The 25,468-nt window shown below is 71.1% G+C and carries 21 protein-coding genes and 1 pseudogene; 11 read left to right on the top strand and 11 right to left on the bottom strand.

Annotated elements, in window-relative coordinates:
- Both FGW31_RS04315 and FGW31_RS04310 read right to left on the bottom strand, forming a co-directional pair.
- The coding region (locus tag FGW31_RS04315; RefSeq protein ID WP_233452386.1) for an ROK family protein at positions 1-1,159 on the bottom strand (1,159 nt) is incomplete at its 3' end.
- Between the two features lie 96 nt (positions 1,160-1,255).
- Positions 1,256-1,735 (bottom strand): annotated as a pseudogene (locus FGW31_RS04310) (sugar kinase); the annotation flags it as partial.
- Positions 1,736-1,917: 182 nt separating this feature from the next.
- Here FGW31_RS04310 and FGW31_RS04305 point away from each other — a divergent pair.
- The 5 genes from FGW31_RS04305 (at position 1,918) to FGW31_RS04285 (ending at position 8,590) form a co-directional block, all read left to right on the top strand.
- Positions 1,918-3,234 carry an ABC transporter substrate-binding protein gene (locus FGW31_RS04305; protein WP_142191975.1) on the top strand — a complete coding sequence of 439 codons (1,317 nt, stop codon included), beginning with the start codon at positions 1,918-1,920 and terminating at the stop codon, positions 3,232-3,234.
- A 37-nt stretch (positions 3,235-3,271) separates the two neighbouring features.
- Positions 3,272-4,273, top strand: a complete 1,002-nt coding sequence (locus tag FGW31_RS04300) for a carbohydrate ABC transporter permease (protein WP_142191974.1) — start codon at positions 3,272-3,274, stop codon at positions 4,271-4,273.
- 91 nt (positions 4,274-4,364) lie between these two features.
- Positions 4,365-5,204, top strand: a complete 840-nt coding sequence (locus FGW31_RS04295; RefSeq protein ID WP_142191973.1) for a carbohydrate ABC transporter permease — start codon at positions 4,365-4,367, stop codon at positions 5,202-5,204.
- 29 nt (positions 5,205-5,233) lie between these two features.
- The gene (locus FGW31_RS04290; RefSeq protein WP_142191972.1) at positions 5,234-6,595 is read left to right on the top strand and encodes a GH1 family beta-glucosidase; all 1,362 of its coding nucleotides are present in this window, start codon (positions 5,234-5,236) and stop codon (positions 6,593-6,595) included.
- A 117-nt stretch (positions 6,596-6,712) separates the two neighbouring features.
- Complete coding sequence (locus FGW31_RS04285) at positions 6,713-8,590, top strand: discoidin domain-containing protein (protein WP_142191971.1); 1,878 nt, start codon at positions 6,713-6,715, stop codon at positions 8,588-8,590.
- Between the two features lie 261 nt (positions 8,591-8,851).
- On the opposite strand, the gene FGW31_RS04280 is transcribed toward FGW31_RS04285, so the two are convergent.
- The gene (locus FGW31_RS04280) at positions 8,852-9,319 is read right to left on the bottom strand and encodes a hypothetical protein (RefSeq protein WP_142191970.1); all 468 of its coding nucleotides are present in this window, start codon (positions 9,317-9,319) and stop codon (positions 8,852-8,854) included.
- A gap of 362 nt (positions 9,320-9,681) precedes the next feature.
- Between FGW31_RS04280 and FGW31_RS04275 the strand changes: the two genes are divergently transcribed.
- Entirely contained in the window at positions 9,682-11,568 is a 1,887-nt protein-coding gene (locus FGW31_RS04275) for a DUF2075 domain-containing protein (protein WP_142191969.1), read from the top strand.
- Positions 11,569-11,920: 352 nt separating this feature from the next.
- On the opposite strand, the gene FGW31_RS04270 is transcribed toward FGW31_RS04275, so the two are convergent.
- The 5 genes from FGW31_RS04270 to FGW31_RS04250 all read right to left on the bottom strand — a co-directional run bounded on the left by FGW31_RS04270 (position 11,921) and on the right by FGW31_RS04250 (position 19,381).
- Positions 11,921-14,866, bottom strand: a complete 2,946-nt coding sequence (locus FGW31_RS04270; RefSeq protein ID WP_142191968.1) for a DUF5682 family protein — start codon at positions 14,864-14,866, stop codon at positions 11,921-11,923.
- Entirely contained in the window at positions 14,863-15,987 is a 1,125-nt protein-coding gene (locus FGW31_RS04265; RefSeq protein ID WP_142191967.1) for an ATP-binding protein, read from the bottom strand. Before FGW31_RS04265 ends, FGW31_RS04270 begins: the two co-directional genes overlap by 4 nt.
- A gap of 72 nt (positions 15,988-16,059) precedes the next feature.
- Complete coding sequence (locus FGW31_RS04260; RefSeq protein ID WP_142191966.1) at positions 16,060-17,478, bottom strand: vWA domain-containing protein; 1,419 nt, start codon at positions 17,476-17,478, stop codon at positions 16,060-16,062.
- The gene (locus FGW31_RS04255) at positions 17,475-18,866 is read right to left on the bottom strand and encodes a hypothetical protein (protein WP_142191965.1); all 1,392 of its coding nucleotides are present in this window, start codon (positions 18,864-18,866) and stop codon (positions 17,475-17,477) included. Before FGW31_RS04255 ends, FGW31_RS04260 begins: the two co-directional genes overlap by 4 nt.
- The gene (locus tag FGW31_RS04250) at positions 18,866-19,381 is read right to left on the bottom strand and encodes a hypothetical protein (protein ID WP_142191964.1); all 516 of its coding nucleotides are present in this window, start codon (positions 19,379-19,381) and stop codon (positions 18,866-18,868) included. The genes FGW31_RS04255 and FGW31_RS04250 overlap by 1 nt, the downstream gene beginning before the upstream one ends.
- A 335-nt stretch (positions 19,382-19,716) precedes the next feature.
- On the opposite strand from FGW31_RS04250, the gene FGW31_RS04245 reads away from it, so the two are divergent.
- The 4 genes from FGW31_RS04245 (at position 19,717) to FGW31_RS04230 (ending at position 22,732) form a co-directional block, all read left to right on the top strand.
- The gene (locus FGW31_RS04245) at positions 19,717-20,241 is read left to right on the top strand and encodes a hypothetical protein (RefSeq protein WP_142191963.1); all 525 of its coding nucleotides are present in this window, start codon (positions 19,717-19,719) and stop codon (positions 20,239-20,241) included.
- 176 nt (positions 20,242-20,417) lie between these two features.
- Complete coding sequence (locus FGW31_RS04240; RefSeq protein ID WP_142191962.1) at positions 20,418-20,852, top strand: hypothetical protein; 435 nt, start codon at positions 20,418-20,420, stop codon at positions 20,850-20,852.
- Positions 20,853-21,046: 194 nt separating this feature from the next.
- Positions 21,047-22,087, top strand: coding sequence for an alpha/beta hydrolase (locus tag FGW31_RS04235; protein ID WP_233452381.1), 1,041 nt, complete (start codon positions 21,047-21,049; stop codon positions 22,085-22,087).
- A 246-nt stretch (positions 22,088-22,333) separates the two neighbouring features.
- Entirely contained in the window at positions 22,334-22,732 is a 399-nt protein-coding gene (locus FGW31_RS04230; RefSeq protein ID WP_142191961.1) for an EVE domain-containing protein, read from the top strand.
- A gap of 65 nt (positions 22,733-22,797) precedes the next feature.
- Here FGW31_RS04230 and FGW31_RS04225 read toward each other — a convergent pair whose 3' ends face one another.
- Together FGW31_RS04225 and FGW31_RS04220 are read right to left on the bottom strand one after the other, a co-directional pair.
- Positions 22,798-23,130, bottom strand: coding sequence for a deoxyxylulose-5-phosphate synthase (locus tag FGW31_RS04225; protein WP_142191960.1), 333 nt, complete (start codon positions 23,128-23,130; stop codon positions 22,798-22,800).
- A gap of 113 nt (positions 23,131-23,243) precedes the next feature.
- On the bottom strand, positions 23,244-23,594 hold the full coding sequence (locus tag FGW31_RS04220; protein WP_142191959.1) for a DoxX family protein: 351 nt from the start codon (positions 23,592-23,594) through the stop codon (positions 23,244-23,246).
- A 119-nt stretch (positions 23,595-23,713) separates the two neighbouring features.
- Here FGW31_RS04220 and FGW31_RS04215 point away from each other — a divergent pair, with 119 nt between their 5' ends.
- On the top strand, positions 23,714-24,622 hold the full coding sequence (locus FGW31_RS04215) for a LysR family transcriptional regulator (RefSeq protein WP_142191958.1): 909 nt from the start codon (positions 23,714-23,716) through the stop codon (positions 24,620-24,622).
- A 133-nt stretch (positions 24,623-24,755) separates the two neighbouring features.
- Here FGW31_RS04215 and FGW31_RS04210 read toward each other — a convergent pair whose 3' ends face one another.
- Entirely contained in the window at positions 24,756-25,313 is a 558-nt protein-coding gene (locus tag FGW31_RS04210) for a pyridoxamine 5'-phosphate oxidase family protein (protein WP_142191957.1), read from the bottom strand.
- Positions 25,314-25,468: the final 155 nt, after the last annotated feature.

The following is a 25,468-nucleotide window of genomic DNA, read 5'->3' as shown; positions in this document are numbered from 1 at the left end:
GGGGGAACCGGGGGGGGAGGGGCAGCGTCGCGGCGCCCACCGTCACGGCGTCCGGTCCGAGCCGGCCGAGCACGATGGAGACCCGGGACGCGGCGTACCGCAGGGAGTGGTCCAGTGCGTGCCTGCGCACCGAGTCCAGGAAAGGCGCGCCGAGTTGGAGGCCGGCCCAGCCGCCCACGAGGATCCGCTCGGGCTGGAAGAGATTGATCAGGTCGGCCAGTCCCGCGCCCAGGTACTCCGCCGTCTCCTCCAGCACCCGGACGGCCACCGGGTCGGGTGCACTCCCGTCGGACGGGTGGGCGGCGGCCAGCAGCGCGGTCAGCGCGGCCTCCTCACCGGCGCCGCTCGGCGGCCGGCCGCCCTCCTCCCGCCAGCGTGCGACCAGCGCCTCCGCGCCCGCGTACGCCTCCAGGCACCCGCGCGCACCGCAGCGGCACCGTCGGCCGCGCACCCGCACCGTCAGATGGCCCCACTCCACCGCCCGGCCGGGTTCCGCCTCGGCGCCGACCACGCAGGCGCCGACCCCGGAGCCGAACAGCACCACCACGGCGTCGCGCGCACCGCGACCACCGCCGAACCACATCTCGGCCTGTCCCAGTGTCTTCGCGCCGTTGTCGACGAACAGCGGCACGTGGGCGGGCAGCCGCCCCGACGCGCGCAGCAGGCGTTCCAGCGGCACGGCGTCCCAGCCGACGGTCTGACCGTGCACCAGGGGACCGTCCGGGGTGTGCTCGACGATCCCGGGCACACCGATCCCGATGCCGAGCAACTCACCGGGGCCGCCCAGCGCACCGGGCCCGGCACCTCGTGCCGCCCCGACACCCGCGCCGCCGGCCACCCGGCCGTTGCCTCGACCTCCGCCGAACCCGAAGTCCTCGCCCGCCCCGAGGCCATCGCCCGCCCCGAGGATCTCGCCCGATCCGGCGCCTCCGCCGGACCCGGATCCGCTGCCGGACCCGAGTCCGCTGCCGGACCCGAATCCGTCGCCGGGTAGGCCCCAGGCGGGCCCTATGCCCCCACCGAACCTCAGACCGTCTCCTGACCTCAGACCGTCTCCTGACCGCAGGCCATCTCCGGAGCGCAGGTTCTCGCCGGGCCGAAGCTTCCGGTCGGACCCCGGGCTCAGGCTCCCACCAGGCCCGAGCCCTCCACCGGACACGAGGCCCCCGCCGTCTCGGGGACCCTCGCCGTCCCCGAGGGTCCCACCGGAGCCGAGACCCTCGCCGGCCCGGACGCCGCCGCCCCCTAGGTCCCAGCCGGGCCCGATGCCTCCACCGTCCGCCCCGGTTTCCTCCGGGCCACCGCATCCGTCGCCTCCCAGCACCTCCGCAACCCCGTCGAGAATGTGACCGGCGACGACGTCGACGTCGTAGGACCGCCTGCCGTGGCCGGGCAACGGCCGTTCCGCGCGGGCCAGTTCCCGCATCGACAGGTCGAACAGTCCGACACGCACCCGGGTTTCGCCGACGTCGACGCCGATCATGCGCCCGCGGTCCGCCGCGACGCGGACCAGGGTGCGCGGTCGGCCGCCGTCCGGGCCGAGGCTGCCCGCCTCCTCCACCAGTCCCTCGGCGAGCAGTTCGGCGACCACGTTGCTGACGGAGCCCGAACTCAGCCCCGCCGCCGGGCCGAGGGCGAGCCTGCTCATCGGGCCGTCGAAATACAACCGTTGCAGAACGGCGGTGCGGTTCTCCCGCCGCAGGTCACGGACGGTACGCCCGGTCCGTGTGGCCATCCGGCCCCTCCTTCGTGGCCGCCGGCCGGAGACCGACCGTGCGAGACATCTTGACGCTTGCTTCTCTTGAGGTTTAACTCACGTCCTAAATTAAGCCATGAGGGGCTTTGGTCGGCGAACGGGGCATCGCTTCCGGAGCCCGCCCTCTGACTTCTCGCCTCCCGGAAAGGGACCCAGGAGCCATGCGCAGCATCCGAGCCGCGGCCGTAGGCGCCGTCACCATGTCTCTCGCTCTCGCCGCCTCGGCCTGCGGCGGGGGCTCCGCCACGGGCGGCGGGTCCAACGACTCGCCCAAGGAACTGACCTACTGGGCCTCCAACCAGGGCGCCAACGTCGAGGTCGACAAGAAGGTCCTCCAGCCCGAGCTCGACAAGTTCGAGAAGCAGACCGGCATCAAGGTGAAACTCGAGGTCGTGCCCTGGTCCGACCTCCTCAACCGGATCCTGACCGCCACCACCTCCGGACAGGGCCCCGACGTCCTCAACATCGGCAACACCTGGAGCGCCTCCCTCCAGGCCACCGGCGCCCTGATGCCCTGGGACGACAAGAACCTCGACAAGATCGGCGGCAGCGACCGCTTCGTGGAGTCCGCGCTCGGCTCCACCGGCGTCCGGGGCCAGGACCCGGCCGCCGTCCCGCTGTACTCGATGGCGTACGCCCTCTACTACAACAAGAAGATGTTCGCCGAGGCGGGCGTCACCGAGCCGCCGGCCACCTGGGACGAGCTGGTCGAGACCGGCAGGAAGATCGCCGGGAACGGCAAGTGGGGCCTCGGCGCGGAGGGCTCCAACCTGTCGAACAACATCCACCAGGTCTTCGTCCTCGGCAAGCAGCACGGCGCCGACTTCTTCACCGCCGACGGCAAGCCCGACTTCACCTCCGACGGCGCGGTCGCCGCGGTCAAGCAGTACGTCGACCTGATGGCCAAGGACAAGGTCATCGCCCCGGGCAACGCCGAGTACGCCCAGAACCAGTCCCTCGGTGACTTCGCCAAGGGCAAGACCGCGATGGTGCTCTGGCAGACCGCCTCCGCCACCTTCAGGACCATGGGCATGAAGGACGACGAATGGGGCGTCGCCCCCGCGCCCGTCCCCTCCGGCGCGCCCGGCGCCGGCAAGCAGACCAACTCCATGGTCGCGGGCATCAACATGGCCGTCTTCAAGAACAGCGACAACATCGACGGCGCCACCGAGTTCGTGAAGTTCATGACCAGCGAGGCCGAGCAGAAGATCCTCAACAAGGCCTACGGCTCCATCCCGCCGGTCAAGGCCGCCCAGTCCGACCCGGCGTTCAACGGCCCCGCCACCGGCGTCCTGCGCGAGACCCTCGCCACCAGCGCCGCCCCGCTGCCCCAGGTGCCCGACGAGTCGCAGTTCGAGACGGCGGTCGGCACGGCCGTCAAGGAACTCTTCGCCGACGCCGCCGCCGGCCGCCCGGTCACCACCGAGTCGGTGAAGGCCAAGCTCGCCAAGGCCCAGCAGCAGATGCCGACGAAGTGAGCACCCCCACGGACACCGACACGACACGGACATCGCCATGACCACCACGACCGCCACGGCGGGACCGGGTGAGCGGACGGCCGGCAAGACCACCCCCGGTGCGGCGCGCGGCCCCCGCCGCCGCACCGGGCGGATCCGCCGCATCGGACTGCCCTACCTGCTCCTCCTGCCCGCCCTGCTCCTCGAACTCCTCGTCCACCTGGTGCCGATGGTCATCGGCATCGTGATGAGCTTCAAGGAACTCACCCAGTTCTACATCCGGGACTGGACCACCGCCCCCTGGACCGGCCTCGACAACTACAGCCTGTCGGTGGACTTCAACGCCCCCGTCGGCGAGGCGCTGCTCCATTCCTTCCTGGTCACCTGCGCCTTCACGCTCCTGTCCGTCGGCCTGTGCTGGGCCATCGGCACGACCGCGGCGATCTGCATGCAGGACGCCTTCCGCGGCCGGGGCCTGCTCCGTGCGCTCTTCCTGGTGCCGTACGCCCTGCCGGTCTACGCGGCCGTCATCACCTGGGCGTTCATGTTCCAGCACGACAACGGCCTGGTGAACCACGTCCTGCACGACCAGCTCGGCCTCACCGACAAGCCCTCCTTCTGGCTGATCGGCGACAACAGCTTCGTCGCGCTGCTCGTGGTGTCGGTGTGGAAGGGCTGGCCGTTCGCCTTCCTCATCGTCATGGCCGGACTGCAGAACATCCCCAAGGAGCTGTACGAGGCCGCCGGCCTGGACGGCGCCGGCGTGTGGCAGCAGATCCGCCGCATCACCCTGCCGTCGCTGCGCCCCGTCAACCAGGTCCTCGTCCTGGTGCTGTTCCTGTGGACGTTCAACGACTTCAACACCCCGTACGTCCTGTTCGGCGAGGCCGCACCCGAGGCCGCCGACCTGATCTCCATCCACATCTACCAGTCGTCGTTCGTCACCTGGAACTTCGGAACCGGCGCCGCCATGTCGGTCCTGCTGCTGCTCTTCCTGCTGCTGGTGACCGGCGTGTACCTGTTCCTGACCTCGCGTGGACGGAGGTCCGCCCGTGCCTAGCCCACAGACAGCCTCGTCCCACCCCGGAACGGCTCCGTCCCACCCCGGAACGGCCACGCCCCGGTTCCGAACGGCCGCACCGCGGTCCCCGATGGCCGCACCCGCCTCCTTCCTGTGGACCCGACGCGTCTTCCTGACCCTGCTCACCGGTTTCGTTCTGCTGCCCGTGTACGTCATGGTCTCCAGCTCGCTCAAACCGCTGGAGGACGTCACCGGCACGTTCCACTGGCTGCCCACCGGCCTGACGATCCGCCCGTACATCGACATCTGGTCGACGGTCCCGCTGGCGAAGTACTTCGTGAACTCCCTCGTCGTGGCGGGCGCCGCGACGGTCTGCTCGGTCGTCATCGCCGTCTTCGCCGCCTACGCCGTCAGCCGCTACGACTTCCGCGGCAAGCGGGTCTTCTCCGTGACGGTCCTGTCCACGCAGATGTTCCCGGGCATCCTCTTCCTGCTGCCGCTGTTCCTCATCTACGTCAACATCGGCAACGCCACCGGCATCGCCCTGTTCGGCTCCCGCGGCGGCCTGATCCTCACCTACCTCACCTTCTCGCTGCCGTTCTCCATCTGGATGCTGATCGGCTACTTCGACTCGGTGCCGCGCGACCTGGACGAGGCGGCCCTGGTGGACGGCTGCGGCCCCCTCAAGGCGCTGTTCCTGGTCGTGGTCCCGGCGGCCGTCCCCGGCATCGTCGCCGTCGCCGTCTACGCCTTCATGACCGCCTGGGGCGAAGTCCTGTTCGCCTCGGTGATGACCAACGACACCACGCGCACCCTCGCGGTCGGCCTCCAGGGCTACTCCACCCAGAACGACGTGTACTGGAACCAGATCATGGCCGCGTCGCTGGTGGTGAGCGTCCCCGTGGTGGCGGGCTTCCTGCTCCTCCAGCGCTACCTGGTCGCCGGCCTGACGGCGGGCGCCGTCAAGTGACCCCCCACCCCGTGAACGAAAGGACGCACGTGACCATCGACCTCGCCGCACTCCCGGACGACTTCCTGTGGGGCACGGCCACATCGGCATATCAGATCGAGGGAGCCGTGGCGGAGGACGGCCGTGCACCGTCGATCTGGGACACCTTCTCCCACACCCCGGGGAAGATCGACAACGACGACCACGGCGACGTCGCCTGCGACCACTACCACCGCTGGCGCGAGGACATCGACCTGATGCGCCGGCTCGGCACCAACGCCTACCGCCTGTCCATCGCCTGGCCGCGCGTCGTCCCGGGCGGCGACGGCCCCGTCAACGCCAAGGGACTGGCCTTCTACGACGAGCTGATCGACGGCCTGCTGGAGGCGGGCATCACCCCGTCCGTGACCCTCTACCACTGGGACCTGCCGCAGGCGCTGCAGGACCGCCACGCCGGCTGGCAGTCACGCGCGACCGCCGAGCACTTCGCGTCGTACGCCTCGGTCGTCGCCGAACGCCTCGGCGACCGCGTCACCCACTGGGCCACCCTCAACGAGCCGCTGTGCTCCGCCTGGATCGGCCACCTCGAAGGCGTCATGGCGCCGGGCCTGACCGACCTGACGGCGGCCGTCCGCGCCTCCTACCACCTGCTCCTCGCCCACGGCCTGGGCATGCGGGCGATCCGCGCCGCCGCCCCGAACGCCCAGGTCGGCATCGTCAACAACCTCTCCACCATCCACGCGGCCAGTGACCGCGAGGAGGACCTGGCCGCCGCCCGCCGCATGGACGGCCACACCAACCGCTGGTGGCTCGACCCCGTCCACGGCCGGGGCTTCCCCGAGGACATGCGGGAGGTCTACGGCGTCGAACTGCCCGAACGCCAGGGCGACATGGAACTGATCGGCGCCGAACTGGACTGGCTCGGCCTCAACTACTACTTCCCGCAGACCGTCGCCGACGACCCCACCGGCCCGGCCCCGCGCGTCCGCACCGTCCGCCGCGACGGCGTCCCGCGCACCGGCATGGACTGGGAGGTCGACGCGAGCGGCATCGAGGACCTGCTGCTGCGCCTGACCGACGAATACGGCGCGCGCAAGCTGTACGTCACCGAGAACGGCTCCTCGTTCCCCGACGCCGTCCGCCCGGACGGCACCATCGACGACCCGGAACGCCAGGACTACCTGGTGGGCCACCTGGCCGCCTGCGCGTCCGCCGCCCGCAAGGGCGCCCCGCTGGCCGGCTACTTCGCCTGGTCCCTGCTGGACAACTTCGAGTGGGCGTACGGCTACGACAAGCGCTTCGGCCTCGTCCACGTCGACTACGCCACCCAGGTCCGCACCATCAAGGGCTCCGGCCACCGGTACGCGGACATCATCCGCGGACACGCCGACGGAGCACGGCGAGCGGCCTGACACCCACGATCCACCGGTGAGCGCGGGCGGCGAACACCCCGCGCTCACCGGCGAGTCCCGCTCACCCACCACCCATGACGGGGAAACCGGCGTCCCCACCTCCACAAGGAGAGCCGCATGCCATCCCGCACCCCCCGCATCCTTTTGACCGCCCTCGCCACCACGGCCGTCCTGACGGCGGGCCCCGCCTTCGCCGCCCCCGCCCCGCAGCCGCACGCGGCGGCAGCCGCCTGGGACACCGACCGCGCGGCGGCCGCCTACGCCGCGAACCCGGCCGGCGTCACCGCCTCCGGAAGCGAGAACGCCGACGTGGCACCCGGCGCCGCCTTCGACGGCAACGGCACCACCCGCTGGTCCAGCAACTTCGCCGACGACGCCTGGATCCGCGTGGACCTCGGCTCGACGATCCGCATCGACCGCGTCGTCCTCGACTGGGAAGCGGCCTACGGAAAGCGCTACGTCCTGGAGGCCTCGAGAAACGGCACGGACTGGACCCCGTTCTACACGGAGACCGCCGGCACCGGAGGCACGGTCACGGCCCACACCTACCCCCAGGAGATCACCGGCCGCTACGTCCGCATGCGCGGCGTGGAACGCGCCACCGCCTGGGGCTACTCCCTCTACTCCTTCAGGATCTACGGCGGCGAACCCGCGCCCGCCTCCACCACCCGCACCAACCTGGCCCTGAACCACCCGGCCTACGCGAACTTCTACCAGCACGCCGGCACCTCCCCGGCCTTCGTCACCGACGGCGGCTGGCCGGCCGACCTCAAGGCGGACCAAACCCGCTGGTCCAGCGACTGGAACGCCGACCGCTGGATCTCGGTGGACCTCGGCGCGACCTCCACCATCGACACCGTCGACCTCTACTGGGAAGCGGCGTACGCGGTCGACTACGAACTCCAGGTCTCCGACGACAACCGCACCTGGCGCACCGTGTACCGCCCCTCCGCCTCCGAGGTCGCCGCCCGCCGCGCCAACGTCACGTCCCCCGGCGAGGCCGTGGGCCTGCACGACTCGGTGAGACTCCCGCAACCGGCCACCGGCCGCTACGTCCGCATGCTCGGCAAGGAACGCCGCTCCTTCCACAACCCGGCCCCCGCAACCGCCCAGTTCGGCTACTCGCTCTACGAATTCCAGGTCTGGGGCACCGGCGGCAGCGCGGCAGCCGCCTACCCGGCCCTGCCCGCCGACCGGCCAGGCACCTACCGCACCACCTTCTTCGACGACTTCACCACCGCCTCCCTGGACCGCGCCAAGTGGCGCGTGGTGCGCACCGGCACGGAGATGGGCTCCGTCAACGGCGAGTCCCAGGCGTACGTCGACTCCACGGACAACATCCGCCAGGAGAACGGCAACCTGGTCCTGGAGGCCAAGCACTGCAAGGGCTGCACCCAGGCCGGCGGCGGCACCTACGACTTCACCTCCGGCCGCATCGACACCAACACCAAGTTCGACTTCACCTACGGCCGGGTCAGCGCCCGCATGAAACTCCCCGTAGGCGACGGCTTCTGGCCCGCCTTCTGGCTCCTCGGCAGCAACGTCGACGACCCGACCGTCTCCTGGCCGGCCTCCGGCGAGACCGACATCATGGAGAACATCGGCTACGGCGACTGGACCAGCACCGCCCTGCACGGCCCCGGCTACTCCGCCGACGGCAACATCGGCGCCCGCCAGACCTACCCGAACGGCGGCCGCGCCGACCAGTGGCACACCTACGCGGTGGAGTGGACGCCGACCGGCATGCGCTTCTTCGTCGACGACCGCCTGGTCCAGGAGACGACCCGCAACAAGCTCGAATCCACCCGCGGCCAGTGGGTCTTCGACCACAACCAGTACGTCATCCTCAACCTCGCCCTCGGCGGCGCCTATCCGGCCGGCTGGAACAAGGTCACCACCCCGTACTGGGGCCTCCCGCAGTCGAGCGTCGACCGCATCGCGGCCGGCGGAGTCCGCGCAGAGGTGGACTGGGTACGGGTGGAGCAGAAGGGCTGACAGGTCCGGAGCGTGGGCGTGTCGGGATCGCGTACCGTCGTCGCCGACGTCGTGGGCGGCAGACGCGCACGGCCGGCTCGCCCGCGCACCGCTGCGGGATGGGTTCCCATCGCTTCAACGGGTCGGACGTGCCCGCTGCGCAGTTCCCTCGGACACGGAGAGGGAGGTGCGCCGCCCCGACGGGGCGACAGGGCACGTCCGGCCCTCGAACGGGTCGATCCCGGAACCGGATGCCTGAGCTGTACCTGCTGGCGAGGGATGTCAGGCGTCGCCCAACCGGTGCATCGCAGCCTTGATGTCGTCCAGCTGGGCCGTCAGCCGGTCGACGGCGGCATCCAGCAGAAGCACCGGATCGTGGGCGGACCAGAAGCGGACCACCGCGTCCAGTTCTCGGTCCCAGTACGTGTCCTCGTCGCCCACGTGAAGCTGAAGCTGCCGGGCCAGCTCCGCGAACCCGGGACCGGGCACCCCTGACTCCTGCGCCACCACCAGAGCCGACAGCATGGGCCTGCCGTGCTCCACCTCGTACCTGCTGACGTTGCCCAGAGCTGGGAACAAGGTGCGAAAAGGCGGTCGGCTCATCCCCGTGTTCTCGCCCTCCGGATCGATGAGCAGCCCGAGTTCCTTGTAGGTCAGACACACCTCGCGCGGCTTCGCCGGATCCGCCTCACGAGCGCGGGTGCTGAGGACACGGTGGATGTCACGTTCCGTCGGCGTCAGAGTGATCACGAAGGACTCCAGGGGTGATGAACGGCCCACGGGCCGTGACTTGACGCATAGGAGAACACAGCGCTCGCGGGCAGCGGGCCCCATTTGACATATCGCGGCTCTGCGGACGTCGCTCCATACGAGGGGACTGTCCACGCCCGGCACCCGCGCGGTCCCCGGCCTGCAGCCGGGGCCGCGCCCGACCTCTCAAGCCAACCGCACCGCGCTCCTCCTGCTGTGGCTTCCTTCGCAGCCGTCAGTGATGCCAGGTAACCTCGGAAGCATCGTCAACGCGGCCCGACGGGCTTCCGCTCCACCACGGTGGAGTCTCGAAGGACATGCCCCCACCCGCACGAGTCTTTCGTGCTGCCTGGGGGAAGTTCTTGCTGTTCCGCGCGTCCGCGAAAACGGTCGCCGTCATGGCGCTCGACCGTTCGCTGTTTCTGCACCTCACCGACAACTTCGTCCATATGCACGGTTACCGGCCCGGAGCCTCGGAGGCTCGCTCCTGGGAGCGCAGCATCCCCGTTCTGGCCGCCGCGCTCATCGACGCGGGCCTCGGCGACGTGGAGATGATGCTGGAGTACGCGCTCCCGCTGAACAGCAAGCGCGCCGACGTCGTCCTCGCCGGCGTGCACCCCAGCACGGGTGAGCCGTCGTACGTCGTGGTGGAGCTGAAGCAGTGGAGCCAGGCCCTTCCCCACGAGGACGACCCGACCCTCTGCCACGTCGACGCCTACACCCACCCGGTCCTCAACCCCATCGAGCAGGTACGCCGCTACTGCGAGTACCTCGTCAACTTCAACGGGGCGGTGTCCGAGCACGGACACCGGGTCAACGGGGTGGCCTTCCTGCACAACGCCACCGAGTTCGGCGTGACCGGCCTGCGGGAGATCGAGCGTGACGGCCACGGTCTGCTCTTCACGGGGGAACGCCGTGGCGCCTTCCTGGACCACCTCCGCACCAGGCTGAGCGACAAGCACCCGGGGGCGCTCGCGGCGGACGAACTGCGCGACGGTGCCGCCGTACCGTCGAAGCAGTTGATGTCCGTGGCCGCCGAAGAAGTGCGGGAACGCACCCAGTTCGTGCTCCTCGACGAACAGCAGGTCGCCTACCGCATGGTGCTCAACGCGGTGCAGAAGGCGAAGCACGCCGACCGCAAAGAGGTCGTCATCGTCACAGGCGGCCCCGGCACCGGCAAGAGCGTGATCGCCCTCCAACTGCTCGGTGAGCTGTACCGGCGCGGGGTCCCGGCGCTGCACGCCACCGGCTCGCAGTCGTTCACCAAGACGATGCGAAAGATCGCCGGGGCCCGCAAGCGCGAAGTGCAGGACCTGTTCAAGTACTTCAACAGCTTCATGACCGCCGAGAAGAACAGCCTGGGCGCCCTGATCTGCGACGAGGCACACCGCATTCGCGAAACCTCGGCCAATCGCTACACCCGCGCCGAGCACCGGAGCGGCAGGGCCCAGATCGACGAACTCATCGACGTCGCCTACGTACCCGTCTTCTTCCTCGACGAGCACCAGGTCGTGCGCCCCGGCGAGATGGGCACCGTCGCCGACATCAAGGAGGCGGCGGCGAAGCGTGACATCCCCTGCCACGTCGTACCGCTGGACAGCCAGTTCCGCTGCGGCGGCAGCGACGCGTACCTGCGCTGGGTGGTCCGCCTCCTCGGCCTGGCAGCCGGCGGACCGGTGACCTGGGAACCCGACGGCCGTATGCAGCTCCTGGTCGCCGACAGCCCGCAGGAGATGGAGGCGTTCCTGGAGGCCCGCCGGGCCCAGGGCTACGGAGCCCGCATGTCCGCCGGCTACTGCTGGCGCTGGTCCCCGGAACCCAAACCCGGGGATCCCCTTCCGCCCGATGTCGTCATCGGCGACTGGGCCCGCCCCTGGAACCTGCGCGGCGACCGCTCCGTCTCCGGAGCACCCCCGGCTGCCCTGTGGGCCACGGACCCGGCCGGCTTCGGCCAGGTCGGCTGCGTCTACACCGCCCAGGGCTTCGAGTACGACTGGTCCGGCGTCATCATCGGCCCCGACCTCCTCTGGCGCGGCGACCGCTGGGTCACGGACCGTACGGCCTCCAAGGACCCGGTGTTCAAGAAGTCCACCCCGGACGCCGACGTCGACCGCCTGATCCGCAACACCTACAAGGTGCTGCTGACACGCGGCATGGTCGGTACGGTCGTGTACTCGACCGACCCGGAGACGCGAGCGAAACTGAAAGAACTCGCGGGGGGACCAGCGCGTCAGTCGTCTGTCGTGTGACGGACTCGCCGACGTGACTTCGACGTTGTAGGGGTGCCGTGGTCCGCGGCCGACAGCCGTTCGCCCAGCACAAGTGGTTGTGCTCCACCGTCTGCCGTTGTCGCTGCCGAGCTGGTCGTCGAGACGCATGTCCGGTCCCGCGTACCAGGCGCACAGCACGCCCCGGTCAAGGTTCCTGGGCGGCGACCGCCGCGGCCCACCCGCTGCGCCGAATGCGCCGCCACGATAGCCGTCCGGACCGGGATGAGACTGTGGCTCGTTCCTCCGACGAAATCTCGGCAGCCGACGGACTGGGCGGCGCCGGTGGACCCGGCTGCGGCCGGGTCCCGTGGTCCGGGACCCGGCCTCGTCGTCAGTGGCCGGTGAGCAGGGAGTCCAGTGCCTGTGCCGTGGCCGGATGGCGGGTGGTGAGGGTGGTGGCGGCCGATGGCACGGGGCCGGTCGCCGTCCACTCGCCGTCGCAGCCCAGCAGCCCCGCCACCGCGTCGCACGCCGCAGGGTGCGCCGACAGCAGGCCCACGCCCGACGGGGGCGGCGCCGGGGTGCCGGGCCGGGACCAGCCCTCCGTGCAGCCCAGCAGGTCCGCGACCGCGTCGCACGTCGCCGGGCGGGCCCGGAGCAGGGTGGCGCCCTGCGGGGTGTCCGGCTGCGGTGCTCTGCGGGCGGCGAACGGGTCCGTCTGCGGGGCCCGCCACGGCGGTATCCACGCGTCCAGTGCCGCCAGCCGGGCCGGGAAGATCCGCCCGGCCTCGCGGATCAGCCGCGGGGCCAGGTCCGCCGCGCCCGAGCGCAGGGTGGTGATCAGCCGTGGCAGCCACGGCAGCAGCACCGGGTCCGGCAGCCGCGCGAACGCGTTCGACACCGCCTCCACCACCACGTCCGCGAGCCCCGGCACCGGCTCCAGCGCGTGCACGAAGCCGCTGAGGTAGCGCGGATAGGTGGGTACCACCAGCGGGTTGTCCAACAACTCGGCGCAGCGGTCCCGCAGTTCGGTGCGGGACAGTGTGCCGAGCTGCACCTGCGCCGCCCACAGCAGTGCCGTCTTCGCCGGGTCCTCGGGGTGGGACTGGGCGACCGCGAGCTCCAGCTGGGTGCGGTCGCAGCCCAGCGACAGCGCCAGGCTCTCCATGCTGAACAGGAAGCCCAGCATCGCCGCGACCTGCCCCACCGTCGCGTCCTCGTCGCGGAACGCCGTCGGCAGCAGCGTGCAGTAGTGGGCGTACCCGGTCTTGGTGAACGCCTCGATCCACGCCGGCAGCACCGGCTCGTTGGTGCGGTAGTACGCCAGCAGCGCACGCACCCGCCGCAGCACCTCCGGCGCCCCGTCGACCGTGCGCTCCGCGGCCAGCACCTTCAGCGCGTGCGTGCCGAGTTCGTCGGCCAGGCGGCGGCTGCCCAGGTACAGCGTCGCGTCCTCCACCGCGGCCAGCACGGTCGCGGTCGTCGCCTGCGGCCCGTACGCCTCGCGCCGCAGCCGCTGCTCCAGCACCTGTTCCAGGCTGACGCCCTCGTAGCCGAGCTCGATGAGGGCCCGCTGGTGGGTGCCCAGCGCCAGGTCCCAGGACTCCTGGACCGACCGCTCGCCGAGCCGCCGCTCGCCCATGATGGGCCGCGCCGCGCCGTGCGGCATCAGCCTGCGCAGCATCCACAGCACATCGGAACACGCCTGGAGCTCCGGACGGGCGGCCAGGTCCAGCAGGGCCCGCTGCACACCCCGCTGCTGGAGCTTCAACTCCAGCGGCGCCAGCCGGTCGTACACGTCGCGGGCGAGCGGCGGCAGCGACTCGTAGCCCACCTGCCCGATGCGGTCGCCGCCCATCATGATCTCGACGAGGCGCCGCACGTCCCGCCGCCCGGGCACGCGGTCCTTCTCGATGCAGGTGACCGCCGCGTCCTGGAAGTCGTACGGCGTCGGCTTGGCCCGGTCCCGCATGCCGGCGAGCAGGATCGACGTCTCGAAGACGGCGATGGCGTCGGCGGTGGAGGCGAGGTAACCGTTGCGCCGGGCCGCGCGCACGATGTCCACCGACCAGCCGAGCAGTTCGGCCTCGTCGAGCCGGTCGAGCACCGGCGGCCGCTGCAGGAATCCGGTCAGCCGGTCCGCACCGGCCGGATCCGGAGCCGGAGTGAGGACCACCCCGGCCGCGGTCTTCCTGCCCGGCGTCTTCTTCGCCCGGGACGGCTTCGTGCCGGCCTGACCCGCCAGCCGGTACGGCTGCACCCGGGTACGTTTCAGGCTCTTCGTCCACTCCGTCGAGGCGATCGACACCGAGCCCGACGCGAGGCCGAACTGCGCCTCTATCGCCGCGTGACTGGACGGGATCAGCCCGTACTGCCAAGTGGTGCCGGTGCGCGGGGAGATCGTGAACGTGCCGGCGGAGCCGTCCACGCCGAACTCCTCGACACGGCTGGCCGCGTGGAACGCGCCGCACACGTACAGGCAGTCCGCCGGGTCCGTGCCGGTCGCCGCCAGGTGCTCACGCATCCGGGTCCACATGTACCGCTCGCGGTCCTCGTCCACCCGCACCCGGTCGCCGTCACCGGGGGCGAGCCGCCGGAACAGGCTGCCGATGAGGAACATGACCTGCCGGTAGGTGTCGTGGTCGCTGGTGCCCAGCGGCACCTCCACGTACTGGTGCCACCACTCCGACCAGTGCCGCACCTTGCCGTGCCGCAGCAGGTGCTCCTCCAGTTCGGCGAACCGCGGCCGCAGGTCACCGATCTCCACGCCGACGGCCTCGCCGTGCAGCGCCGCCTCGGCCGGCTTCTCAGAGGCGCTCGCCTCCGTCTCCGTCTCCTGGGTGAGCTCGTCGCGCCGGTCCCACCGGAAGACGTGGTCCGAGGACCGGTCGACCAGGACCAGTTCGACGTCGGGGGTGTCGAGCGCGTACGCGATGGCCTGGTACTCGGCCGACGCCTCCGTGATCGGTGCGACGACCGACAGCGGCGCCCACTGGGCGGGGAAGCCGTCGACGTCACCGGCGAACGCCTGCAGCGCCACCGGGAGCCGGCAGTTGCGCAGCTCGGTCAGGAGCGGCGCCATGTCCTCGCACAGCTCCAGGTAGACGACCTTGGGCTGCTTCTCGCGCAGCCGGCGGGCCATGGCGAGCGCGGAGGCGGGGGAGTGGTGGCAGACGGGGAAGATCTCCAGTGGCTCGCGCGCCGCGCGGTCGACGTCGTCGACCATGCCGAGCAGGATGCCCTCCAGCGCGCCCGGCCCGTCCGCGAACGTGGCGGCCGCGTCCTGGAGCTGACCGCGCAGCGCCGCGAACGCGCTGTTCTCGTGGGACCCGCTCATGACAGCGTGGCGATCGCGTCGCGGCCGCCCTCCAGGAACTCGGGCCAGGAGCCGCCCTCCTCCTTGCTGCGCGGCTCGACGACGCCGTGCAGGTACTTGTTGAAGATGGCCAGGTCCTCGGGCTCGCGCCGGGTGAGGGACCCGACCAGTGACGAGGCCAGGGTGCGCGCGGTGAGGGTGCGCTCGCCGAAGAAGTTGCTGTGCAGCACGGCGTCCTCCAGCACACCGATCTGCTCGGCCGTCGACAGTGCCGACTCCAGCTTCTCGTCGTCGCTGCCGGCCGCGGCGGCGGACGCCCGCAGGTCGGCGAAGCTCTGCAGCAGCACGTCCAGCAGGGTCGGCGGCACGTCCAGTTCGATCGCGTGGCGGCGCAGCAGTTCCTCGGTGCGGAAGCGCACGATCTCCGCCTCGCTCTTCTTGTTCGTCACCACGGGGATGCGGACGAAGTTGAAGCGGCGCTTCAGCGCGGACGACAGGTCGTTGACGCCCCGGTCGCGGCTGTTGGCCGTGGCGATGACGGAGAAGCCGGGCTTGGCGAAGACGATGTTGTCGTCACCGCCGCCGCTCTCCAGCTCCGGGACGGAGATGTACTTCTCGGAGAGAATGGAGATCAGCGCGTCCTGGACGTCGCTGGTGGAGCGGGTCAGCTCCTCGAACCGGCCGATGGAGCCGGCCTCCATCGCGGTCATGATCGGCGAGGGGATCATCGACTCCCGTGACTGCCCCTTGGCGATGACCATCGACACGTTCCACGAGTACTTGATGTGGTCCTCGGTCGTGCCCGCCGTGCCCTGCACCACCAGCGTGGAGTTGCGGCAGATCGCGGCGGACAGCAGCTCGGCCAGCCAGCTCTTGCCCGTGCCGGGGTCACCGATGAGCAGCAGACCGCGGTCGGAGGCGAGCGTGACGATGGACCGCTCCACGAAACTGCGGTCGCCGAACCACTTCTGCGAGATCTCCCGGTCCAGGCCGTCGGACCGCTCGGAGCCGCAGATGAACAGGCGGACCATCTTCGGCGACAGGCGCCACGAGAACGGCTTGGGGTTGTCGTCGATCGACTCCAGCCAGTCGAGTTCCTCGGCGTACTTGATCTCGGCGGGGGCACGCAGCAGGTCGGACATGGGGGTAGGCCTTTCGTACGGTGATCGGTGAGGGAACGGGGCGCGTCCGTGCCGGACGCGGCGCGGCCCCGATCAGGTGAGGAACGTCTTGAGTTCGTGCACGAGCTTCTTGATGTGGCCGGAGATCACCGGCGTACCGAGGTCCTTGAACTTCTCCCGGAACCAGGGATTGACGCTGCCGCGGCCGGCGCTCGTCACCGAACCCACCGGGATGAACTTCGCTCCCGAGCGGTGGATGGCGGCCATGCTCTCGAACAGCTCCTCGCTCCGCCATTCGTAGAAGTCGGAGATCCACACCACGACGGTGTTGCGCGGCTCGGCGATCTTCGGCTGGGCGAGTGTCATCGCGACGGTGCCGTCGGTACCGCCGCCGAGCTTGGTGCGCAGCAGCGTCTCGAACGGGTCGTGCGACCACGGCGTAAGGTCCAGAGCCTGGGTGTCGTAGGCGATCAGATGGACGTCGACCTTCGGCAGTCCGGCGAAGATGGAAGCCAGGATGGTGCAGTTGACCATCGAGTCGACCATGGATCCCGACTGGTCCACGACCACGATCAGGCGCTGCGGCGTCGTCTTGCGGCTGGTGTGCCGGTAGTAGAGGCGGTCGACGTAGAGCCGCTCCTCCTCCGGGTCCCAGTTGGTGAGGTTCTTCCAGATGGTCCGGTCGATGTCGAGGTTGCGGAAGACCCGCTTGGGCGGCACCGAGCGGTCGATGTCACCGACCGTGGACTTCTCCACCTGTGTGCGCAGCACCTGGGCGACCTCGTCGACGTAACGCCGGATCAGCGCCTTGGCGTTGGCCAGGGCCACGCCCGACAGGTTGTCCTTGTCGCGCAGCAACTGCTCGATCAGGGACATGCTCGGCGTCAGCTGGGAGGCCAGCTGCGGGTCGGCCAGGACCTCGCGCAGATGCATGCGCTTGACGAGACCCGCCTCGATCGAGCCGAGCTCCGGTCCGATCTCGGGCACCAGCCGGCTGAGGTCGGGCGTGGCCCCGCCGAGGCCGGTACCGGTCGGGCCGACGCCCGTTCCGCCGGTACGGCCGCCCGCGCGACCGCCGCGCAGTTCACCGGGACGGCAGCCCAGCGCCCGCTCCAGCCAGCCCGCGTCGGACTGCCAGCGCGCCAGCTGCCCGGCGGTGACCGTACCGGAGTGCGGGGCGAAGACGTTCAGCAGGACCTTCGAGGCGAGCGCGGCGCGCCGCACCTCGGCGGCCCGGTCGCGTTCACCGTCCTCGTCCGGCTCGGGCGTCATCAGCCCGTCGAACTCCTCGGCCAGCTCCGGATGCCGCTGCACCACGGAATCGACGGACGCGCCCGGGTCGAGCAGCGCGGACGGCAGGCCGATGTCCTCGACGACGGCGAGACTGGCCGACTCCAGGGACGCCTGCTCCTCCGGGTCGAAGAGCCGGGCCAGCAGCCGCCAGTACAGCACCTGCCGCCGGTTGTCGTACGGATCCGGGGCCGGCGCCCCGTCGATGCTCTGCTCGCTCATTTCCGCAGCAGCCTTCCGGCACGCTCGCGCAGCACCTTGACGGCCTCGGTGGCCGCCTTCTCGGCCCGCACGCCCGCCTTGTCGGTGGTGCCCCCGGCCCAGGCGCCGGCGTGCACGGCGACGGGCTTCTTCCGCACGGTCCGCTCGACGGCGAGCGGCTGGAGCAGGAACTCCCCGGCGTCCCAGCGCAGCAGCGCCAGGCAGGCCACGGACGAGGCGACCACCTCCGCGGTGAGCGGTCCGGCGGCCGGAGCCCGGTCGGTGTCGACCGCGAGCCGCTGCCCGGCGACCCGGAACGCCGTCCCGTCCTCGTCCTCCTCCACGGTGTACCCCTCGAGCAGCACGGGCACCGCTATCCGGGCCGGATGCCGGTCCAGGGGCGCGGTCGCGGCGGCCGACGCGGTGGGCAGGGCGACGCGTGCGGTGGTGAACACCTCGGCGGGCTCTCCGGTCCGGGCGCGTGTGTCGTCCCACACCAGGTCACCGTCGGCGGTGACGGGCATCGCGTCGAGTTCCACGGCCCGTCCCTCGCCGACCGCGGCCAGCAGGGACATGTGCGGCCGCAGCAGCTGCCACAGCCCGGCCCCGACGACCGTGTCCGGCTTCGGCGCGGACACACTGGCCCGCACCAGCCGCGGAGTCCCTCCGTCCGCCGGCTCGAACACGGCGTGCACCTGTGCCTGTACGGCGGTGGCGTGCTCCTGCACGTCGACTCCGAGCGGCAGCAGACGCCCCGTCACCTCCTCGGTCGGGGAGGTGGTGACCGCGCCGGGCAGGGTCAGCAGCACGGCCCGCGTCCACAGGTCGGCCCAGCGGCGTACCGGAACACGCTCCAGGGTCGCGCCGGGGCAGGAGGCGGCCAGTTCGGCGGCGAAACCGTCGAGCAGCGTCGCGAGGCGGCGCAGCGCCGGGTCGGGCAGCATCGCGGACACGACGGGCGCGGCGCCGCCGACCAGTTCGTGGTCGATGCCCTGCCACCCGGCCCGCGCCAGGTCGCACAGCCAGGTGCGGGCGGCGGCATGCAGGTTCACCGCGTGCTCGCCGTCACCGGCCGGCGCGGCACCCTCCGCGGCGCACGGCCGCCCGACGGCCTCCTCGACCCGCACGAGGAGCGCGTCGTGCACGGAGCCGAGCAGGGCGGTGCGCGCGGCGGCGAGCGCCACGAAGTGCTCCTCGCCGGCGGACCCGGCGGCCGTCTTCTCGGCCGCCTCGGCGACCCGCCCGGCCAGCGGCGACCCGGCGACGGCGTCGGCGAGCCCGGCCAGCCCTCCGGCCTGGGCCGGCTGCGGGCGGAGCAGTCCGCCGACGAGGGTCTCGTCGAAAGCGTCCACGGCGGCGAGGGCCTCGTCGAGGCCGTCGACGGTGTCGGTCAGCAGATCGGTGCGCATCAGGCCACCGCCCTCGTCGTCGGGAACCAGTGCATCTCGGGCAACGGCGCGGTGGTCGGCGCGAGTTCGAGGTACGCCAGGTGCCGCAGGAACCGGCTGAACACCTGGGCCGCGGCCGAACTGTCGCCCTGCGCCGGGCGCGTCGACGTCATGGCGTCGGTGAGGGTTCCGGCGTCGGCCTCACCGGCCACCTCGACCTTCAGGTACCGGGCCACCCGGTCGGCCCCGTACTGCAGCACGGCCTCACCGATCAGTGCGCGTATGTGGTTGCAGGACCATCCGTGCGCCCCGCCGCACGGGCGGTTGTTGTTGGTGCTGCACGCGAACGCGTACGTACCGGCCTCGACCGACGACACGTACACCCGCCCGATGTCCGACCCACTGGACACCACACCCTGCAGCCGCCCGTCGGCCAGCTCCACGAACGGCACCTTGGCCAGCTTGCGCGGCCGCGCGGAGGGCACCACCCGCGCCGTGCTCGACTTCTCCCAGACCGACAACGCACCATCTCCCATGCATGCGAAAGGGGGCGTTCACGCCACCGCGGCGGAACGTGACGGAATCTATCGGGGGCCACTGACAACGCCGTCGGAACAGCGGACGACCGGCCCGCCGACGGCCTCACGAAGCCTCCGGCGCCGTTCCGCGCGTCGCGCCGAGCGGTCCGCCGCCGTGTGAACGGTGACCCGCCGACCGGTGCAGGAGGCACGGGCAGGGGCAGGAAGGCGGGACGGATTGGGCCGGGCGGGTGCGGTGTCCGTGTGGCATCCCGACCCGCGGGGCCGGTGAACTGAATATGTGTCCGCGAACAAGCATCGGGACCCGGGGGGCCGGACTCGGAAGGTGTTGCGTGGACAAAGCGACAGTGGACAGGATCGAATATCTCGTCGGCAGCGGAAAGGTCGTCGTCTCGGCGGACGACGAAACGATCGCAGCCATGGTGCAGGAGGCCGTGAAAAGCGGCAGAACCGCATCGTTCTATGTGTCCCGTGAACAGTCCGCCCGGATCAGAGACGCGCACTGGACACCCGAGCTCATCGAGGCCTCGAACCTCGAACCGGTGTCGAGCGAGGAAAAGGCGAGCATCGAAGCCGAACTGGGAATCAGCGATATCGGCCGATTCCGTTTCGGGAGCTTCTCCTGCGAGTCCGGCCACAGGTTCGGCGCGCTCGCGTTCCTGCGGCAGGGCATCCGCGAACACGGTGTGGACTCGGTGAGGTCGATCTTCGAGATGAAGAACTCGGCTCTCCTCCGTGTCAACCCGCACTTCGTCGTCCACTGCCCCGAGTGCGACCAGCGGATGGACGGAGGCATCACGTACGAGGGCGACACGTACGGAGGCTGCTCCTACCCGGATCCCCCGGTCTGCAGGTAGCCGGCCCCTCGTTCCGGTCCCGGGCGCGGTCGCCACCCGGGACCGCTGCGGCCCACAGGGTTTCCGGCGGCGCAGGACGATTCGCTGCAACTGCCCAGCCCGGAACGGCGGTTGTCCTCCACACGACCACGGTGACCGCGCTCCGCCGCTTCCGGCCGTGCGCGTAGCCTTCGGGCATGGCCGACACCTACGAACTCCAGCTGGCGCTCGACCTGCCCGACTCCCTCGCGCCCGGCGAACTCGCGCTGCTGCGCTGGCACCTGGGTGAGGAGGGGGGTGCGCAGGACGAGGGCTACGAGTATCCCCTGTGGGACGGCCGAGGGTGGGCTCGGCGCATCGGAGGGCTGCAGGTCGCGGAGTTGCGGCCGGTCGACTGGGGATGGGCGCTGACCGTCCGGCAGGAGGCGCACCCCGACGACTTCCACGATCTGCGCCGGATCGTGCAGTGGCTCGGCGCGAGGTCCATCACCTCGGGCCCGATCGGATACCTGCGCTTCTACGAGTCGCACGTGCCCGACATGTTCATCGTCCAGTCGGGAACGGTGACGTGCACTTTCCTGCACGTGGAGAAGACCGTCGAGGTGGCGTCCGAGCAGTACCCCTACACCTGATCCGTCTGCGCACCTCCCGGACCCGGGACGGCGCGCACCGACGCCGCGACTCATCCGCGCGGGACCGCGACGACGGTCGGCCACGTCTTGACGCGCGCCGGAACCGGTCCATAGTTGATCGGGGCGCGGGACCATCGGCACGCGCCCGACGAACCACGGTCACATCCTCACGCCCATCCTCCCAGGCGGTGCAGATGAAGAAGAGACTGTGCGGCGCGGTCGCGGCCCTCGGCGCCCTCCTCGTACTGGGTGCGCTGCCGGCGCAGGCGTCCCCGCCGGGCGCACACCCGCCGAGATCCGCGCCGACCACCGCCGCGCTCACCGCGGACGCGGCGGCCACCCCCAGCCCGCGCGGCGCCGAGGTCGTCGCGGTCAACCGGGTCGCGGACCGGCAGGTCGACCTGTCGGTCCGGTCGGCGGCCCTGGGCGGCCGTACGGTCAAGGTCCGCCTCCTCACCCCCGACGGCTGGAACCCGCACGACCGGCACCGGCACTGGCCGACCTTCTGGCTGCTGCACGGCTGCTGCGGCGACTACACCTCCTGGACCGCCAGGACCGACGTGGCCGACATCGACGGCCTGCGCGACGTGCTCGTCGTCATGCCCGAAGCCGGCTGGAACGGCTGGTACAGCGACTGGTGGAACCACGGCCGGGGCGGCGACCCCGCCTGGGAGACCTTCCACACCGTCGAGTTGCGGCACCTGCTGGAGCGCGACTGGGGCGCCGGCAGCAACCGTGTCGTCGCCGGCCTGTCCATGGGCGGCCAGGGCGCCCTGCTGTACGCCGCCCGGCATCCCGGCATGTTCAAGGCGACCGCCGCCTACTCCGGTTCGGCGCATCCGCTGCTGAACGACGAGTCGGTCGACCGCATCATGGGCTTCTTCGCCGGCCAGGGCAACGATCCGCTGCGCGTCTGGGGCGACCCGGTGGCACAGCGCGCCATCTGGCAGGCCCACGACCCGTTCCACCTGGCCCAGCGGCTCAAGTCGCTTCCCGTGTACCTGTCCTGCGGCGACGGCACCACCGGCCCGCTGGACCCGCCGGGCAGCACCAGCGCCCTCGAGGCCGACTTCAACCGGCAGAACCATGCGCTGGCCGCGGAGTTGGAGCGCGTCGGCGCCCGACACCTCACCACCCACTTCTACGGTCCGGGAACGCACACCTGGGCGTACTGGCAGCGCGAACTGCACGCGTCACTGCCGATGCTGCTCGGTGCCCTCGGGACCGACGGCTGACGCCCGTATCGGCACGGCTGCCTCCCGCCGCCCCGGGCCGCTGCGCGGCGGCGACGTCGAGCCCGCGGAGCCGGAAGCAGGGGCGGGTGTGCAGTTGTCCGAGGATCACCGCACGATCCGGGGCGACGGCGCCCGGCGAGGCGACCCGATCCGGTCTGCATCGAAAATGCGTGCGCACGTTGGGGCGGAGACCTGGCAGCATGGAGGCTGCACCGACGTGACTTTTCGCTGATCGAGAGGAACTCCATGGCGGACTGGCTGTACATTCTCGATCCGCGCAAGGACACGCTGGACGGGGAGCCGTCCGACAAGGAGACGATACGTCGACTGGCGGAAGAGGAACCGGAGCTGGAGCTCTGGCTCAGTCGTCGCAACCGTATGCGGCCGGGTGACCGTCTCTGGTTCTACTTCACCGGTCCGGAGGCGGCGGTCGCGGCGGTGGCCGAGGTCGACGAGGAGCCGCGGGAGGAGCCCGACGACCCCGATGTCCCCTATCTGGTCGCCGCGACCCTGTTGCCGGAGGCGACGAAGGCGCTGTACCGCGACCCGGTGGACCGTGCGGAATTGGACCTTGGGCAGGTGAGGTCAGTACAGAAGGTGAAGCCCGAGGCTCTGCCGGTGTTGCTGGCACGGGCGAACCTCTGACACTGCGGGAACGGTCTCTGCCGGGGTGGGTGAGCGCCCGGTGCGGCTGGTGACCGGCGGCCGTGTCACGGAACCTCGCGGCGGACCAGTGCCTTGGCAAAGGGCTCGCCGGTGCGCCGGGCGTAAGTCATCCGCTCCCGTACCTCGCGCAAGGTGCGCGGCCGGTAACCGGGTCCGCCGCAACAGCTCTTGTGGAAGCGGACACCTGCGTGCAGCAGGACCGACAGGGTCCGCCAGGCCGCCGTGTCGCGACGCGGCGGCGGGGCGAAGGCCGAGCCCACGTGGACGAGCGGCTCCGCGCAACGAGGGCAGAGCCGGTGCTGCCTGTCCCTGTCGTAGGGCTGCTTGTAGGAGGCCCGGCAGGGCAGGCAGACGTACGAGGTCTTCGCGTGGGCCATACCGGCAGCGTAGAGGGCCCGCCGGGCCGGCCGCGACGGGATTTGAGAGGGCCAGGCGAACCACGGCTCGACTGCCACGGTTCGGCGTTCACCGCAGCGGCCGTGAGACTCGCTCACCGCACGACGGCGAGCACGAGAGACGCACCGGCCAGAGCCAGGAAGCCGCCCGGAACGGCGAGGTTGTAGTACACGCGGGCGCGGAGGTGCGCGGTGACGGCACCGACGTAGAACAGGACGAGTCCCGTCGCGGCGGCGACACCGATGACGGGCACGCCCAGAAGCCCGAGGAGGAGACCGGCTGCTCCGGCACCCTTGAGCGAGGCGAGCCACGGGAGCCAGGTCTCCGGGACGCCCACCTCCGCCGAGTTGGCGAGGACGAACCCGGCCCTGAGGAAGTCCGCGACCGCGATCGCGGCGTTGGCCAGAATCGTGACGACGGTGATGATCGCGTAGGCGGTGAACATGTGACTCGTCCTCGGTCGTGTGTGTCGTTGGCCCGGCGCGCGTGCCCGGCACGCCCACCTCGACAAGCCTCTCCACAGCCTCGAACGGCGTCCAATACCTGCTTCTATAACCTGGCGGCATGGATGTGGACACGCGGCTGCTGCGCTACTTCGTCGCCGTGGCGGAGGAGGGAACCCTCGCCCGCGCCGCGGAACGCCTGTTCGTGTCCCAGCCAGCGCTCACCAAACAGATCAGGCAACTGGAGGCCCGGCTCGGCGTGCGCCTGTTCACGCGGTCCCGCACCGGCATGACCCTCACCGAACCCGGCCGGACCCTCGCGGAGCGGGTGCCCGCGCTGCTGGCCGACTGGGACCGGACCCTGAGGGAGACCAAGAGCACCGCCGACCGGGCGGCCCGCTTGCTGAGGGTCGGCTTCATGGCCAGTGCAGCCAACGAGGCGACCCCGGACATCATCGCGGAGTTCACCCGGCGCCGACCGGGCCGACGGGTGGAGATGCGGCAGGCCGCCTGGTCGAACCCGAGCGCCGGGCTCGCCGACGGGGACGTCGACGTCGCCCTGCTGCGGCTGCCCTTCCCCGGCCAGAGCGCACTGCGCACGGCGGTGTTGTTCACCGAGCCCCGCTGGGTCGCCCTCCCCGACGGGCACCCTCTCGCCGCGCGTGACGTGATCCCCTTCCGGGACCTGTGGGAGGAGCCGTTCGTGGCCGCGCCGGCATCGACCGGCTGGTGGCGGGACCACTGGCTGGCCGCCGACGAACGAGACGGCCATCCCGTCCGCATCGGCGCCGTGGCCGACCAGCCGGACGACTGGCTCAGCGCCATCGCCAACGGCTACGGCGTCGCGCTCGCCCCCGCGTCCGCCGCCCGCTTCTATGCCCGGCCCGGCGTCACCTACCGCCCCGTCCGCGGGGTCGGCCCCAGTCGGGTCGGCGTCGTCTGGGCGCCCGCCGCGGACGCCGATCCCGTCGTTCAGGACTTCGTCCAGTGCTGCCTGGACGTACTGCGGCCGGAGGAGGCAGCCACCTGATCACGGCCCCGTGTCGGATGCGCCGCTCTTCCGGCGACCTGCTCCACGGCCGCTGACGGCGGCGGCACTCACTCCGTTCCGCCGACGGTGGCCGGCCGTGCCACGCGGTGCCCGAGCGGGTCGGGTCGGGTTGTCAGAACGCCCACCGCGTATGGCTGTACACCCCGTTGTCGCGGCCGAAGCCGTACGCCGTGGCCGGGGCCACCGCGAACACCACGTCGTCACCCTTCCGGAACGCGTCGCCGATCCCGTGAAAGGCGCCCTCGGGTGAGGTGATGTGCGGCCCGTACTTCGCCTCGTACGCCGCGATCACCTCCTCCAGCAGCGCCGGGTCGGTGACCGGTTTCGCCTCGCCCTCGACCACCAGGTCGAGGCCCTCGGCGAGCGAGTTCCCGCCAGTGGTCAGCACGCAGTGCGCATCATGTGCGAGGTTCTTCGCCTTCTGCTCCTGGCGGCCGGTGGAGAAGTACAGCGCACCGTCGTGCCAGGCCGCGATCACGGGCGTGACGTGCAGCCTGCCGTCGGGCCGTACCGTGGACACCCAGAAGATCTCGGCTGCCTCCAGGTGCCGCTGGGCCTCGGCCCACTCGGTGGCGGTGACGTCCGCGGCACCCGGGCGGGGATTGAGCGCGGAGCTGTATCGGGGGTCGAGCTCGGTCGTGGGTTGCTGCGTGCGTCCCTGCATGGGCATGGCGGATCTCCTTACTCTCCTCCCTATATCGACGCCCCGCCCGCGCCGGAATCCTCGGCACGTCCGTTTGGAGCAGGCACCGGCCGACGGGGCAGCCGGAGCCGGCCGTCGAGGCCGTTGCCACATCACCCGGCCCGGTTCTCGTCCTCGCCGGA

It is taken from the genome of Streptomyces calvus (assembly GCF_006782915.1).
In the GTDB taxonomy this organism is placed as follows: Bacteria; Actinomycetota; Actinomycetes; order Streptomycetales; family Streptomycetaceae; genus Streptomyces; species Streptomyces calvus.
Note: the sequence above shows the minus strand (reverse complement) of the source record. Positions and strands in the feature narration are given on the sequence as shown.